This window comes from Streptomyces sp. NPDC088762 (assembly GCF_044750905.1).
Lineage (GTDB): Bacteria > Actinomycetota > Actinomycetes > Streptomycetales > Streptomycetaceae > Streptomyces.
This window is the reverse complement of record NZ_JBIVKT010000015.1, coordinates 1-12,286: the sequence shown is the minus strand read 5'-3', so window position 1 is coordinate 12,286 and position 12,286 is coordinate 1. Positions and strand designations below refer to the sequence as shown.

11 protein-coding genes are annotated in these 12,286 nt (G+C 72.7%); 3 read left to right on the top strand and 8 right to left on the bottom strand.

Going from position 1 to position 12,286, the window contains the following annotated elements; all coding sequences use genetic code 11:
- Positions 1 to 212: 212 nt before the first annotated feature.
- The 4 genes from ACIP5M_RS27725 to ACIP5M_RS27710 form a co-directional block, all read right to left on the bottom strand.
- Positions 213 to 1,406 carry a lipid-transfer protein gene (locus tag ACIP5M_RS27725; protein WP_401201782.1) on the bottom strand — a complete coding sequence of 398 codons (1,194 nt, stop codon included), beginning with the start codon at positions 1,404 to 1,406 and terminating at the stop codon, positions 213 to 215.
- A complete protein-coding gene (locus ACIP5M_RS27720) occupies positions 1,403 to 1,858 on the bottom strand; it encodes a Zn-ribbon domain-containing OB-fold protein (RefSeq protein ID WP_401201780.1) in 456 nt (151 codons plus the stop codon). The genes ACIP5M_RS27725 and ACIP5M_RS27720 overlap by 4 nt, the downstream gene beginning before the upstream one ends.
- A 61-nt stretch (positions 1,859 to 1,919) precedes the next feature.
- The gene (locus ACIP5M_RS27715; protein ID WP_401201778.1) at positions 1,920 to 2,258 is read right to left on the bottom strand and encodes an Mpo1-like protein; all 339 of its coding nucleotides are present in this window, start codon (positions 2,256 to 2,258) and stop codon (positions 1,920 to 1,922) included.
- 23 nt (positions 2,259 to 2,281) lie between these two features.
- Positions 2,282 to 2,962 (bottom strand): M15 family metallopeptidase, encoded by a 681-nt coding sequence (locus tag ACIP5M_RS27710; RefSeq protein WP_401201777.1) that lies wholly within the window; start codon positions 2,960 to 2,962, stop codon positions 2,282 to 2,284.
- 23 nt (positions 2,963 to 2,985) lie between these two features.
- Here ACIP5M_RS27710 and ACIP5M_RS27705 point away from each other — a divergent pair, with 23 nt between their 5' ends.
- Positions 2,986 to 3,498: an NUDIX domain-containing protein gene (locus ACIP5M_RS27705; RefSeq protein WP_401201776.1), complete on the top strand. Its 513-nt coding sequence runs from the start codon at positions 2,986 to 2,988 to the stop codon at positions 3,496 to 3,498.
- Positions 3,499 to 3,633: 135 nt separating this feature from the next.
- On the opposite strand, the gene ACIP5M_RS27700 is transcribed toward ACIP5M_RS27705, so the two are convergent.
- Positions 3,634 to 6,147, bottom strand: coding sequence for a glycoside hydrolase family 31 protein (locus tag ACIP5M_RS27700; RefSeq protein ID WP_401201774.1), 2,514 nt, complete (start codon positions 6,145 to 6,147; stop codon positions 3,634 to 3,636).
- Positions 6,148 to 6,414: 267 nt separating this feature from the next.
- Between ACIP5M_RS27700 and ACIP5M_RS27695 the strand changes: the two genes are divergently transcribed.
- On the top strand, positions 6,415 to 8,391 hold the full coding sequence (locus ACIP5M_RS27695; RefSeq protein WP_401201773.1) for an acetoacetate--CoA ligase: 1,977 nt from the start codon (positions 6,415 to 6,417) through the stop codon (positions 8,389 to 8,391).
- Positions 8,392 to 8,454: 63 nt separating this feature from the next.
- Positions 8,455 to 9,441 carry a hypothetical protein gene (locus ACIP5M_RS27690; protein ID WP_401201771.1) on the top strand — a complete coding sequence of 329 codons (987 nt, stop codon included), beginning with the start codon at positions 8,455 to 8,457 and terminating at the stop codon, positions 9,439 to 9,441.
- Positions 9,442 to 9,518: 77 nt separating this feature from the next.
- Here ACIP5M_RS27690 and ptsP read toward each other — a convergent pair whose 3' ends face one another.
- From ptsP to ACIP5M_RS27675, 3 genes are all read right to left on the bottom strand, one after another.
- On the bottom strand, positions 9,519 to 11,189 hold the full coding sequence (gene ptsP / locus ACIP5M_RS27685) for a phosphoenolpyruvate--protein phosphotransferase (protein ID WP_401201770.1): 1,671 nt from the start codon (positions 11,187 to 11,189) through the stop codon (positions 9,519 to 9,521).
- A gap of 89 nt (positions 11,190 to 11,278) precedes the next feature.
- Positions 11,279 to 11,728, bottom strand: coding sequence for a PTS glucose transporter subunit IIA (locus ACIP5M_RS27680; RefSeq protein WP_401201769.1), 450 nt, complete (start codon positions 11,726 to 11,728; stop codon positions 11,279 to 11,281).
- A 340-nt stretch (positions 11,729 to 12,068) separates the two neighbouring features.
- A partial coding sequence (locus tag ACIP5M_RS27675) for a hypothetical protein (protein ID WP_401201767.1) occupies positions 12,069 to 12,286 on the bottom strand: 218 nt, incomplete at its 5' end.

The following is a 12,286-nucleotide window of genomic DNA, read 5'->3' as shown; positions in this document are numbered from 1 at the left end:
CACGAAGGACCGACCGCGAAGGGCCGACCACGAAGGGCCCGCAAGGGCCGGCCCGGCATGGAGGCGGCCCGTACCCCCGCCGACTGGGGTACGGGCCGCAGCTCTCATGGGGGGCTTCGGAGTCCCGGTCGCGGCGCGGGACCGTGGAGCGAGTGTGAACCCGCCGCCGGGGGCCGTCAAGCGTTCGGACAACACCCGTCGGCAGACGCCGCTCAGCGCACCGCGACCACGGCCGAACCGTGCCCGAACAGACCCTGGTTGGCGGTGATCCCGGCCCGGGCCCCCGGCACCTGCCGGTCCCCGGCCGAACCGCGCAACTGCCACGTCAGCTCGCACACCTGCGCGATGGCCTGCGCCGGCACCGCCTCCCCGAACGAGGCCAGACCGCCGCTCGTGTTGACGGGGATCCGTCCGCCGAGGGCCGTCGCGCCCTCCCGTACGAGCTTGGCCCCCTCGCCCTCGGCGCACAGCCCGATGTCCTCGTACCACTCCAGCTCCAGCGCCGTGGACAGGTCGTACACCTCGGCGAGGGAGAGGTCCTCCGGGCCGAGCCCCGCCTCCTCGTACGCGGCCCGCGCGATCGAGGCCCGGAACGACCCCGCCGCGGGCCGTACGGCCACCGCCGAGTCGGTCGCGATGTCCGGCAGGTCCAGCACGGTACGCGGATAGGTGGGCGTCACCGTCGAGACGGCCCGGATCCGCACCGGGTCCGCGCACCCCCGCGAGCGCGCGAAGTCCATGCTGCTCAGCACGAGGGCGGCGCCGCCGTCGGAGGTCGCGCAGATGTCGAGCAGCCGCAGCGGATCGGCCACGACCGCCGAGCCGGCCACCTCCTCCGCCGTCACCGCCTTGCGGTAGCGGGCGTACGGGTTGAGCGCCCCGGCCGCCGCGTTCTTCACCTTCACCTGGGCGAAGTCCTCCGGGGTGTCCCCGTGGACGGCCATCCGGCGGCGGGCGTACAGCGCGAAGTACGCGGGGTTGGTGGCGCCCAGCACCCGGAAGCGCAGCCAGTCCGGATCGTCGGGCCGGTCGCCTCCCGCCGGAGCGAAGAACCCCTTCGGCGCGGCGTCGGCGCCCACCACGAGCACCACGTCGGCCAGGCCCGCCAGGATCTGCGCCCGGGCCGCCCCGATCGCCTGCGCTCCGGACGCGCAGGCCGCGTACACGCTGGTCACCCGCGCGCCCTGCCAGCCGAGTGCCTGGGCGAAGGTCGCCCCGGCCACGTAGCCGGGGTAGCCGGAGCGCACGGTGTCGGCGCCGACGATCGACTGCACGTCCGTCCAGCCCAGTCCCGCGTCGTCGAGCGCCGCCCGCGCGGCGGCCCGCCCGTACGTGACGAAGCTGCGGCCCCACTTGCCCCACGGGTGCATCCCGGCGCCGAGCACGGCGATGTCGGCGGCGCTCACGCGACCCCTCCCACCGGCTTGAACTGCCAGGTCAGCCAGGTGGTTTCGGCGTCCTCGTTCAGTACGCCGCCCACCACCTCGACCTCCGTGCCGACCGCCAGATCCGCGACGCCCACCCCGGGCGCCGCCTGCCCCAGCACGACCAGCCCCTCGGTCTCCAGCTCCACGGCGACCAGGGTGTACGGCTCCCAGGGCGCGTCCGGATCGGACACGTACGGGGCGGGCGGCCGGTAGCGCCCGTCGGTGTAGGACCAGACCCGCCCGCGCGCGGACAACGGCACCTCGAGGAGCTCGCCGCCGCCGGGACAGTGCGGATTGCGGCAGTACGCGTCCTCGCGCGGGAAGAACACCGCGGTGCAGGCGGAACACCGGGTGCCGAGCAGCCGGAAGCCGCCGCCCGGCCCGTCCTCGGTGAACCACCCGCTCACGACGGGTGTACGTGTGCGTGCCAAAACCCCTCCCAAGCCAGCAGCTGACGGATCGTCAGAAGTCTGGCACGGGCAGGCTGCCGGGTCACCGGTTCTCGGCAAGCCACTTCTGCGCGATCTCCGCCAGCTCCGCGTCGCGGCCGGCGAGCATCATCCGGATCATCTGCGCGTCCCCGCGCAACGACCACCCCGGATGCCCGAAGGTCGCCGGATTGTTCCCCTCGATGAAGAAGTGCGCCGGCCAGGCGGTCCCGTACCCGATCAGGGGCAGCGCGGCGAGGTACCGCTTCCGTCCCCGCGCCGCCCCGTAAACGGTCAGCGCGAGCCCGGTGAGCGTGCCGGCGAGATGCACCCAGCGGGTGGCGGCGCGCGAGTGCATCGCGACGTAGTAGGGCCAGAATTCCTCGTACGTTTCGAACGTCATGCGGGCACCGTACGCACGGCTCCTCACGGCCGCACCGATCCGGCCGAAACCGGAAAGTCGAAAAAGGAATCGGGAAACGCCTCGGGCTTGAAGGTGAAGTGCCACCACTCCTCAGGAAGGTTGACGAAACCGGCGTCACCGAGCGCCTCGACCAGCAGCCGCCGATTCGCACGGGCCGCGGCCGGAACCGCCGGACTGTCGGTGTGCGAGCGCGGCCCGAAGAAGTCGAAGTGCGTCCCCATGTCCAGCTCGCGGCCTCCGGCGAGGGACACGAGGGTCACGTCGACGGTGCTTCCGCGGGAGTGCCCCGACTTCTCGGCGATGTACCCCTCGGGGATCAGCCGGGACTTGTCGACATCCGGGTAGAACTCCGCCTTGGTCCGCTGATCGGAGGCGTCCCCGGCCCACCGCACGAAGCGGTCGACGGCCCGCTGCGGCCGGTAGCAGTCGTACACCTTCAGCGACAGCCCGCGCCGCAACAGCCGCCGCTGTGCCCGCCGCAACGCCTCGGCGGCGGGCCGCGCGAGCAGGCAGACGGGTTCCTCGTACCCCTCGACCGGGTCGCCGGTGAAATTCCGGTCGCCCGCGTACCGCATGTCCTGCCGGACGGTCGGATCGACGTCCGCCAGCGCCGTGAACCCCGGCGGAGCCTCCGCCCCGCCCGTCAGCAGTCCCACACACACCACAACAGCAGCTGCCCTCATACCCCTTGGCATACCATCGCGGCATGCCGGCACAGCTGAGGGACTCGCACTGCTCCACCTGCGGAGCGCCGTACGGTACGACCACCTGGCCCCGCACCTGCACCTCCTGCGGCGCCACCGCCTACCGCAACCCGCTCCCGGTGGCCGTCACCCTGCTGCCGGTCGAGGACGCGGACGGCACCGGCCTCGTCGTCATCACCCGCACCATCGAGCCGGCCCGCGGCGGAGTCGCCCTGCCCGGCGGCTTCATCGACTTCGGCGAGGACTGGCGCGACGCGGTCGTCCGCGAACTCCGCGAGGAAACCGGCATCACCGCCCCGGCCTCGGAGGTCACCCTGGCCGACGCCTTGAGCTCCCCGGCCGGCCACCTGCTCCTCTTCGGCCTCCTCCCGCCCCGCCCGGCCGCCACCCTCCCCGCCCCGGCCCCCACGCCGGAAACCACCGGCTGGCACATCCTCCACACCCCCACCGAACTGGCCTTCCCCCTCCACACCCAGGCAGCCACCGCCTGGTTCGCCGGCCAGTACGCCCCCTGACACGGCAATCCCGGCCATGTCCAGGCCCGCACCTGCGCACGTGGCGCGTGCAAAATCCAGCCCCGCCGGCGTGTGAGGCGCGGGGTACGGGGCGGAGCCCCGATCCTGAACCCGCACCCACCCCTCGGCCCGGCGCTAGACGCCCCGCACCACCACCCCACCCTCCACCGAAACCCCGGCCTCGGTCTCCACCACCACCGTCTCCCCGGCCCACCGCGAGGTGTACCGCTCGAGCGCGCCCGCCTCGAACCCCGGCCCCGGATCCCGGATCACCACCCCGCCGCCCGTCCGCCCCCGCGCCGGCGCCCAGACCTCCAGCTCCACGCCACCGGCGCCCGAGGCGACCGGCAGCACCGCCCCCGCCCGCGCCAGCACCGGGATCCGCCCCTGCGGGGCGTCCAACAGGATCTGCCCCGGCCCCTCGTACGCCGCCCCCGTCGCGGTGTCGTACCACCGCCCCCGGGGCAGCCGTACCGCCCGCCGGTCCGCCCCGCACTCCAGCACCGGGGCGACCAGCAGCGCGTCCCCCAGCAGGAACGCGTCCTCGCAGTCCCGCAGCCCCCGCTCCTCCGGCGCCCCCCACCACACCGGCCGCACGTACGGGGCCCCCGTCCGCCGCGCCAGGTGCGCCAGCGTCACGAAGTACGGCCGCAGCCGCTCCCGCTCCGCCAGCGCCGCCCGTGCCTGCTCCTCCACCTCCGGCCCGAACTCCCACGGCTCCCGCCGCCCCGCCCAGATCGCCGAGTGGGTCCGGAACAGCGGCAGGTACGCCCCCAGTTGCAGCCACCGCACGTACAACTCGGGCGACGGCGAACCTCCGAAGCCCCCGACGTCCGGCCCCGAGTACGGCACCCCGCACAGCCCCAGTCCCAACACCAGCGCCAGTGAGGCCCGCAGCCCCTCCCAGCTGGTCTCCACGTCCCCCGACCACGTGCCCCCGTACCTCTGCATCCCCGCCCACCCCGACCTGGAGAACAGGAACGGCCGCTCGGCCGGCCGCAGCCGGATCAACCCCTCCCAGCCCGCCCGCGCCATCCCGAGCGCGTACACGTTGTGCCCGGCCCGGTGGTCCCCGCCCGCCCCGTCCATCGCGTGCCGCGCCGACCGCGGCAGCGTGGCGTCCCCGAACGGCGCAAAGGACACCGGCTCGTTCATGTCGTGCCAGAAACCGGAGAAGCCCTGGGCGAGCCGCTCCTCGTACAGACCGCCCCACCACTCCCGCACCGCCGGATCCGTGAAGTCCGGATACACGCACTCGCCCGGCCAGACCTCACCCCGCACCTCCCCGCCCCGCGCGTCCCGTACGAAGGCACCGGCGGCCCCCACCCCGCGCCCCGAGGCGTGCACGGCGTCACCCGTCTTCACCGCCGGATCGACGATCGAGACCAGCCGCACCCCCTGCTCGCCCAACTCCCGTGACAGGCCGGGCAGATCAGGGAACCGCTCGCCGTCCACCGTGAACACCCGGTGCCCGTCGTAGTGGTCGATGTCCAGGTGCACGGCCGACAGCGTGAGCCCGCGGGCCGCGTACTCCCCGACCACCCGCCGCACCTCCGCCGCGCTCCCGAACCCCCACCGCGCGTGCTGGTACCCCAGCGCCCACTCCGGCGGCACCGCGGCGCCGCCCGTCAGCCCGGACCAGCCCTGGAGCACCCTCGCCGGCGTCCCCACCAGCACCCAGCAGCGCAGCGGACCGCCCTCCATGCGCAGTTCGGTCACCCCCGGCCGGTCCGCCCCCGAGCCCGCGCCCTCCTCGCCCTCGCGCAACACCACCCGGCCGTCCCACGTGTTGTCGTGGAACATCAGGTGCGTGCCCGCGTCCGCGACCACCATCTGCACCGGCATGGTCAGGTACAGCGGGTCGTCTCCCGGCCCGAAGCCGCCCTTCGGGTCCGTGTTCCACAGCCGGTACACCCCGTCCCGCAGTCGCGGCCCCGAGGACCTCCCACCCAGCCCGAAGAACCGCGCGTCCGCCGGCACCTCACTGCGCTGCAGCCACCGCCCTCCACCCACATCAGGACTTCCGTCCCCAAGCCATTCCAGCCTCGCCGGCGTTTGAGGCGCGGGGTCCGGGGCGGAGCCCCGATCCTGAAGCCGCACCTCGCCTGTCAGCCCAGCCACACCCCCACCCGAAGCCCCGTCCCCACCCGAAGCCCCGTCCCCACCCGTCGCCCCCCCGGCCAGGGGAACCGGCTCCCACCACCGCGGCGGCAGCTCCCGCCGCAGCACGGCCCCGCCCGGAGTCCGCACCTCGACCGCCCCGTGCCGGGACACCGCCACCGTCACCCGCTCCGACACCACCCGCCAGCCGCCCCCGGTGTCCGGCTCCAGCACGGCCCGCGGATCCGGCTCGGGCCCGCTGCCCACCACCGCGTACGAGGGCGTCGGCCCGGCCCCGTCCCAGCCCCAGAACACGGCCCCGCCCACCGTGACCCGTACCAGCAGCTCCGAACGTGCGAACCGGAGCACGCCCCCGCCGGGCCGGGGCTCCGTACCGGCCAGCAGCCCCGGCACGCGCGCCCGCTCCGCGCCCCGGCGCGGAAGCCCCTCCGCGTCCGCGCGCCGGTGGCGCCACGCCGAGCGCCAGGCGCGCCGCCCCCGCTCCGTACCGATGTCCTTCACCGCACGCACCAGATCACGACCGTTCATGGAGAGCACCCTGCCACCGGCCCCCGGCCGAAGGTGCTGCGTTCAACTGCCGTTCACCCACGCGCGACCGCCCCCGCGGCCCCGCGCGTGACCCCCGGCCACTGGTGGGCGCCCACATGCCGCCGCTCCCGTGAGCGGTGATGACGGCTCTGGTGCGGATGTCGATCACATGGCATCGTCCCTGTGAGCCGCCGCGCGCACACCCCCCGCGCGATGGCACCGTACGCACACGAAGCGCGAGCCGCAGACTTGACCGGGAGCCGCCCCATGACCTCAGCCACGCAGCCGGAACCCCTCTGGGCCCCGGGCCCCGACCGGATCGCCGCGGCCCGGATCACTGCCTTCCAGGCCTGGGCCGCGGAGCACCACGGGGCCCCGGCCGACGGCGGCTACCCCGCCCTGCAGAGCTGGTCCGTCGACGAGCTCGACACCTTCTGGCAGGCCGTCGCCGAGTGGTTCGAGGTCCGCTTCACCGACCCGTACGAGTCGGTCCTCGCCGACCGCTCCATGCCCGGCGCGCGCTGGTTCACCGGAGCCACCCTCAACTACGCCGAGCACGCCCTGCGCGCCGGCGAGGACCCGGACCGCGCCGACGACGCCGCCCTGCTGTGCGTGGACGAGACCCAGGAGCCCGTCCCCGTCACCTGGGCCGAGCTCCGCCGCCAGGTCGGCTCGCTCGCCGCCGAGCTCCGGGCCCTCGGCGTACGCCCCGGCGACCGGGTCAGCGGCTACCTCCCCAACATTCCCGAGGCCGTCGTCGCCCTCCTCGCCGCCGCCGCCGTCGGAGCCGTCTGGACCTCCTGCGCCCCGGACTTCGGCGCCCGCAGCGTCCTCGACCGCTTCCAGCAGGTCGAGCCCGTGGTCCTGTTCACCGTGGACGGCTACCGCTACGGCGGCAAGGAGCACGACCGCCGCGACACCGTCGCCGAACTCCGCGCCGAGCTGCCCTCCCTGCGCGCCGTCGTCCACATCCCGCTCCTCGGCACGCCGGCTCCCGCGGGCGCCCTCGACTGGTCCGCGCTCACCTCCGCGGACACCGAGCCCGTCTTCGAGGCGGTCCCCTTCGACCATCCCCTCTGGGTCCTGTACTCCTCCGGTACGACCGGTCTGCCCAAGGCCATCGTCCAGTCCCAGGGCGGCATCCTCCTCGAACACCTCAAGCAGCTCGGCCTGCACTGCGACCTGGGCCCGGAGGACCGGTTCTTCTGGTACACCTCCACCGGCTGGATGATGTGGAACTTCCTGGTCTCCGGCCTGCTCACCGGCACCACGGTCGTCCTGTACGACGGCAGTCCCGGCTACCCCGACACCGGCGCCCAGTGGCGCATCGCCGAGCGCACCGGGGCCACCCTCTACGGCACCTCCGCCGCCTACGTGATGGCCTGCCGCAAGGCCGGGGTCCAGCCGGGGCGGGACTTCGACCTCTCCGCCGTGAAGTGCGTGGCCACCACCGGCTCACCGCTGCCGCCCGACGGCTTCCGCTGGCTGCACGACGAGGTGGCCGAGGACCTGTGGATCGCCTCCGTCAGCGGCGGCACCGACGTGTGCAGCTGCTTCGCCGGCGCCGTGCCCACCCTCCCCGTCCACATCGGGGAACTCCAGGCCGCCTGCCTCGGTACGGACCTCCAGGCCTGGGACCCGTCGGGCAAGCCCGTCATCGGCGAGGTCGGCGAGCTTGTCGTCACCAACCCCATGCCGTCCATGCCGATCCGCTTCTGGAACGACCCCGACGGCAGCCGCTACCGCGACAGCTACTTCGAGATGTTCCCGGGCAACTGGCGCCACGGGGACTGGATCACGATCACCGACCACGGCTCGGTGATCATCCACGGCCGCTCCGACTCCACGCTGAACCGCCAGGGCGTCCGGATGGGCTCCGCCGACATCTACGAAGCCGTCGAGCGCCTCCCCGAGATCAAGGAATCCCTGGTCATCGGCCTGGAGGAGGCGAACGGCGGCTACTGGATGCCGCTGTTCGTCCACCTCGCCCCGGGCGCCACCCTCGACGAGGACCTGCGCGCCCGCATCAAGGCGACCATCCGCGAGGAACTCTCCCCGCGCCACGTCCCCGACGAGATCATCGAGGTCCCGGGCATCCCGCACACCCTCACCGGCAAGCGCATCGAGGTCCCGGTCAAGCGGCTCCTCCAGGGCGCGCCCCTGGCCAAGGCGGTCAACCCGGGCTCCGTCGACAACATCGACCTCCTCCACTTCTACGAGGAGCTGGCCCGTACCCGCGGCTGAGGTCACTGTCAGTGGTGATGATTACTCTGAGTGAGCAAGCGATTGCATCACTCAGGGGGAGCCATGCCACCGAAGAAGGACACCGGAACAAACACCGGCAACACCACCGCCACCGGAGCCGGCCGGCGGGACAAGACCGGAAGGACCTCGCGGACGCGCGGAGCGACCGGCACCGACCGGCGCCGCACCCTGCGCCGCGAGGTCCCCAGCACCGTCGGCCTGCTCGCCGACGCCGGGGACTTCGCGGCCATGCGGGAGTACCGCAGCTTCACCTTCGACCGCCACGACGACTACTCCGACTACCTCCGCCACGTCGACGGACTGCTCCGCTCCCTCGCGGCCCAGGGCATCCACACCACCGTCGCCCTCTTCGATCCCGAGGAGTACGCCGACTACTGCGCGGACCACGGCCTCGACCCGGACACCGCCGAAGCCCGCACCCGCTTCACCGCGGAACTGGCCGGCAGCAGCGCCGGCCTGCCGTACGCGGGCCAGTCCATCGACGAACTCGTCCCGCTCCTCGTCGACGAGGCCGTCCGACAGGCCACCTGGGAGTACGCCACCGGCCTCCTCGCCGAGGTCGGCACCTGCGCCGACTGCGGAGAGGACATCGGGCAGGCCTCCTTCGCACGCGCCGCCGCAGCGCTCGAACGTCTGCTGGCCGGCGCGGGCCCCGGCCACCACCACCTCGTGTGCAGCGTCCCGACCGAGGCGGAACAGCTCGTCGCCGTCCTCCATGCCGAATCCGGCGAGACGCCGGAGGCCGCACCGCGCATCAAAGGCAAAGAGGGCCTCGACTTCGTGACCGTCCTCGCCGCCGGTCTCGCCCTCGGCGGCCCCGGCGGACTGGTCCTGCGGAGCACCACCGAGGGATTCCGGGACCGGGTCCACGGCTGGCGCCTGGACCGCGGCCGCCTCACCGTCCTCTCGGCAGCGGCCGTCTTCAACGCCTACTGCACGGACGCCGACACGGGGGAACCCGTCGCCCCCGAGCCGGGCGTCGAATACTGCCCCGGTTACGAGGTGGACGGCCCGGGTCCGCACCGCTGACACAAGGACCGAGGGGCCCTCGCCACCGGCGAAGGCCCCTCGATCGACATGCACGCAACAACGCACCACCCGGCCGGCTACTCGCCGGACAGCACCGCCTGGGCGGCCACCCTGGCCTCCTCGGCACTGTCGCACGCCCGCGCGGCGGCAGCCGCACGCTCGCACTGGGCGAGGGTGTGCTTGGCAAGCGTGGCCCGCACATACGGAATCGAAGCGGCACCCATCGACAGGGAGGTGACACCCAGGCCGGTCAGTACACAGGCCAGCAGCGGGTCCGAAGCGGCCTCGCCACAGACGCCACAGCTCTTGCCCTCCGCCTTGGCGGCCTCCGCCGACATGGCGATCAGGTCGAGCAGCGCCGGCTGCCACGGGTCCTGGAGCCGCGACACCGCACCGACCTGACGGTCGGCCGCGAAGGCGTACTGGGCCAGGTCATTGGTGCCCAGCGACAGGAACTCGACCTCCTGGAGGATCGAGCGCGCCCGCAGCGCGGCCGAGGGGATCTCCACCATCGCGCCGAACTTGGCCCGCAGCCCGGCAGAGCGGCACGCGTCCGCGAACGCCCGGGCATCGGTCCGGTCCGCGACCATCGGCGCCATGACCTCGAGGTAGACGGGCAGCCCCTCGGCGGCCTTGGCCAGCGCGGTGAGCTGCGTGCGCAGCACCTCCGGGTGGTCCAGCAGCGTGCGCAGACCACGCACGCCGAGCGCCGGATTCGGCTCGTCGCCCGGAGTCAGGAAGTCCAGCGGCTTGTCGGCCCCGGCATCCAGCACCCGTACGACGACACGGCCCTCGGGGAAGGCTTCGAGCACCTTGCGGTACGACTCGATCTGCTTCTCCTCGGACGGCGCCTTCTTGCTGTCGTCCAGGAACAGGAACTCGGTGCGGAACAGACCCACACCCTCCGCCCCGGCCTCGACGGCCGCGGGCACGTCCGCCGGACCGCCGACATTGGCCAGCAGCGGCACCTTGTGCCCGTCGGACGTCGCGCCCGGCCCGGACGAGGCGGCCAGAGCGGCCTTCCGCTCGGCGGCCGCGGCCTCCAGCCCGGCCCGCTTCTCCTCGCTCGGCTCGACGAAGAGGTCACCGGTGCTGCCGTCGATGGCGATGACCGTCCCCTCGGCGATCTCACCCGCACCCGGCAGCGCCACGATCGCCGGCACACCCAGCGCCCGCGCGAGGATCGCGCTGTGACTGGTCGGGCCGCCTTCCTCGGTGACGAAGCCGAGCACGAGCGCCGGGTCCAGCAGGGCCGTGTCGGCGGGGGCGAGGTCCCGCGCGATCAGCACGTACGGCTCGTCGCTGTCCGGCACACCCGGCATCGGCACGCCGAGCAGACGCGCCACGATCCGGTTCCGTACGTCGTCCAGGTCGGCCACCCGGCCGGCCATGTACTCGCCCGCCCCCGCGAGGAGGTCGCGGTAGGAGGCGAACGCGTCGTACACACCGCGCTCGGCGGTGCTGCCGACGGCGATGCGCCGGTTCACGTCCGCCATCAGCTCGGGGTCCGTGGCGATCATCGCCTGGGCCTCGAGCACGTGCTGAGCCTCGCCACCGGCCAGCTGGCCGCGCGCGATCAGGTCGGCCGAAACAGCCTCCACGGCCTGACGGGCGCGCCCCTGCTCGCGCTCCGCCTCATCCGCGGTGATCTGCTTCGCCGGCGGCTCGAGAACCGCCGTACCCATGTGCCGGACCTCGCCGATCGCCACACCGTGGCTCACGCCGACGCCTCGCAGCGTTGTCTCCATTTCACCGTCTCCGATTGAGCGGCGGCCCCAGCCGCCGCGGTGGATGTCCGACTCGCGCCTCTTCGGGCGGAGGGGTCAGGCGGACGCGGTCACTTCCAGTTGAAGAGAACGTCCCCGGCCTTCATGTCGCCGCTCTCGGCCACATCGGACAGCGACTCGGCAGAGGCCTCCAGCGCCACGACCGGGCAGACGGCGGACTTGCCCGCGGCTTCGACCGCGGCGGGGTTCCAGCGGATGACGGCCTGGCCGCGGGTCACGGTGTCGCCCTTGTTCACGAGGAGCTCGAAGCCCTCGCCGTTGAGCTGGACCGTGTCGATCCCCAGGTGCGTGAGCACGCCGTGGCCATCGCCGTCGACTACGACGTACGCGTGCGGGTGCAGGGAGACGACCACACCATCGACGGGGGACACCGCCTCCGAGGGCTCACGCACGGGATCAATAGCGGTGCCCGGTCCCACCATCGCGCCGGAGAACACCGGATCGGGCACTGCCGCGAGTCCGATGGCGCGCCCGGCAAGTGGGGACGTCACGCTGGTCATGGGGGCCTCCCAGGGGTGGGGCTGCTTCGTGTCGCCGTCACTACCTGTCGCGAACGGCGTACTCTTCAGAAGGATATGGCACAAGATGTTCGGGTTCGCCCGATGTTGGTCCCGACCTGGGCTGGCCCTTTGGCACGGAGACTAGTGGACTAGACCGGTGGACTAGACCATACGCCTGGATCGATTTGCTTGGCCACCACGGGGCCTGTACTGTCGTGAGTCCCGCCAGGACGCCTCGTGTGAACTTCTCACGAACGTCCGATGGACGGGACCCTCCTCTTCATCACCGATACTGATCTTTCGGCCCTTCCGCATGCCCTTTTGGGAAAACGGAGAGTGGTCAGAGGGACCGAGAATCGCTGATAAGGTCGGAGCCGCCGGAAAGGGAAAGCGCGAAAGCGCAGAACCTCGAAAGCGCCGAGGAAATCGGACACGAAAGAGTCTGATAGAGTCGGAAACGCAAGAACACAGAACGAAAGCCCGGAGGAAAGCCCGAGAGGGTGAGTACGAAGGAAGCGTCCGTTCCTTGAGAACTCAACAGCGTGCCAAAAATCAACG

Coding starts and splice junctions, on each gene's coding strand:
- ACIP5M_RS27695 (WP_401201773.1), top strand. CDS start 6,415: ATGACCTCAGCCACGCAGCCGGAACCCCTCTGGGCCCCGGGCCCCGAC.
- ptsP (WP_401201770.1), bottom strand. CDS start 11,189: ATGGAGACAACGCTGCGAGGCGTCGGCGTGAGCCACGGTGTGGCGATC.
- ACIP5M_RS27705 (WP_401201776.1), top strand. CDS start 2,986: ATGCCGGCACAGCTGAGGGACTCGCACTGCTCCACCTGCGGAGCGCCG.
- ACIP5M_RS27710 (WP_401201777.1), bottom strand. CDS start 2,962: ATGAGGGCAGCTGCTGTTGTGGTGTGTGTGGGACTGCTGACGGGCGGG.
- ACIP5M_RS27680 (WP_401201769.1), bottom strand. CDS start 11,728: ATGACCAGCGTGACGTCCCCACTTGCCGGGCGCGCCATCGGACTCGCG.
- ACIP5M_RS27715 (WP_401201778.1), bottom strand. CDS start 2,258: ATGACGTTCGAAACGTACGAGGAATTCTGGCCCTACTACGTCGCGATG.
- ACIP5M_RS27700 (WP_401201774.1), bottom strand. CDS start 6,147: ATGAACGGTCGTGATCTGGTGCGTGCGGTGAAGGACATCGGTACGGAG.
- ACIP5M_RS27690 (WP_401201771.1), top strand. CDS start 8,455: ATGCCACCGAAGAAGGACACCGGAACAAACACCGGCAACACCACCGCC.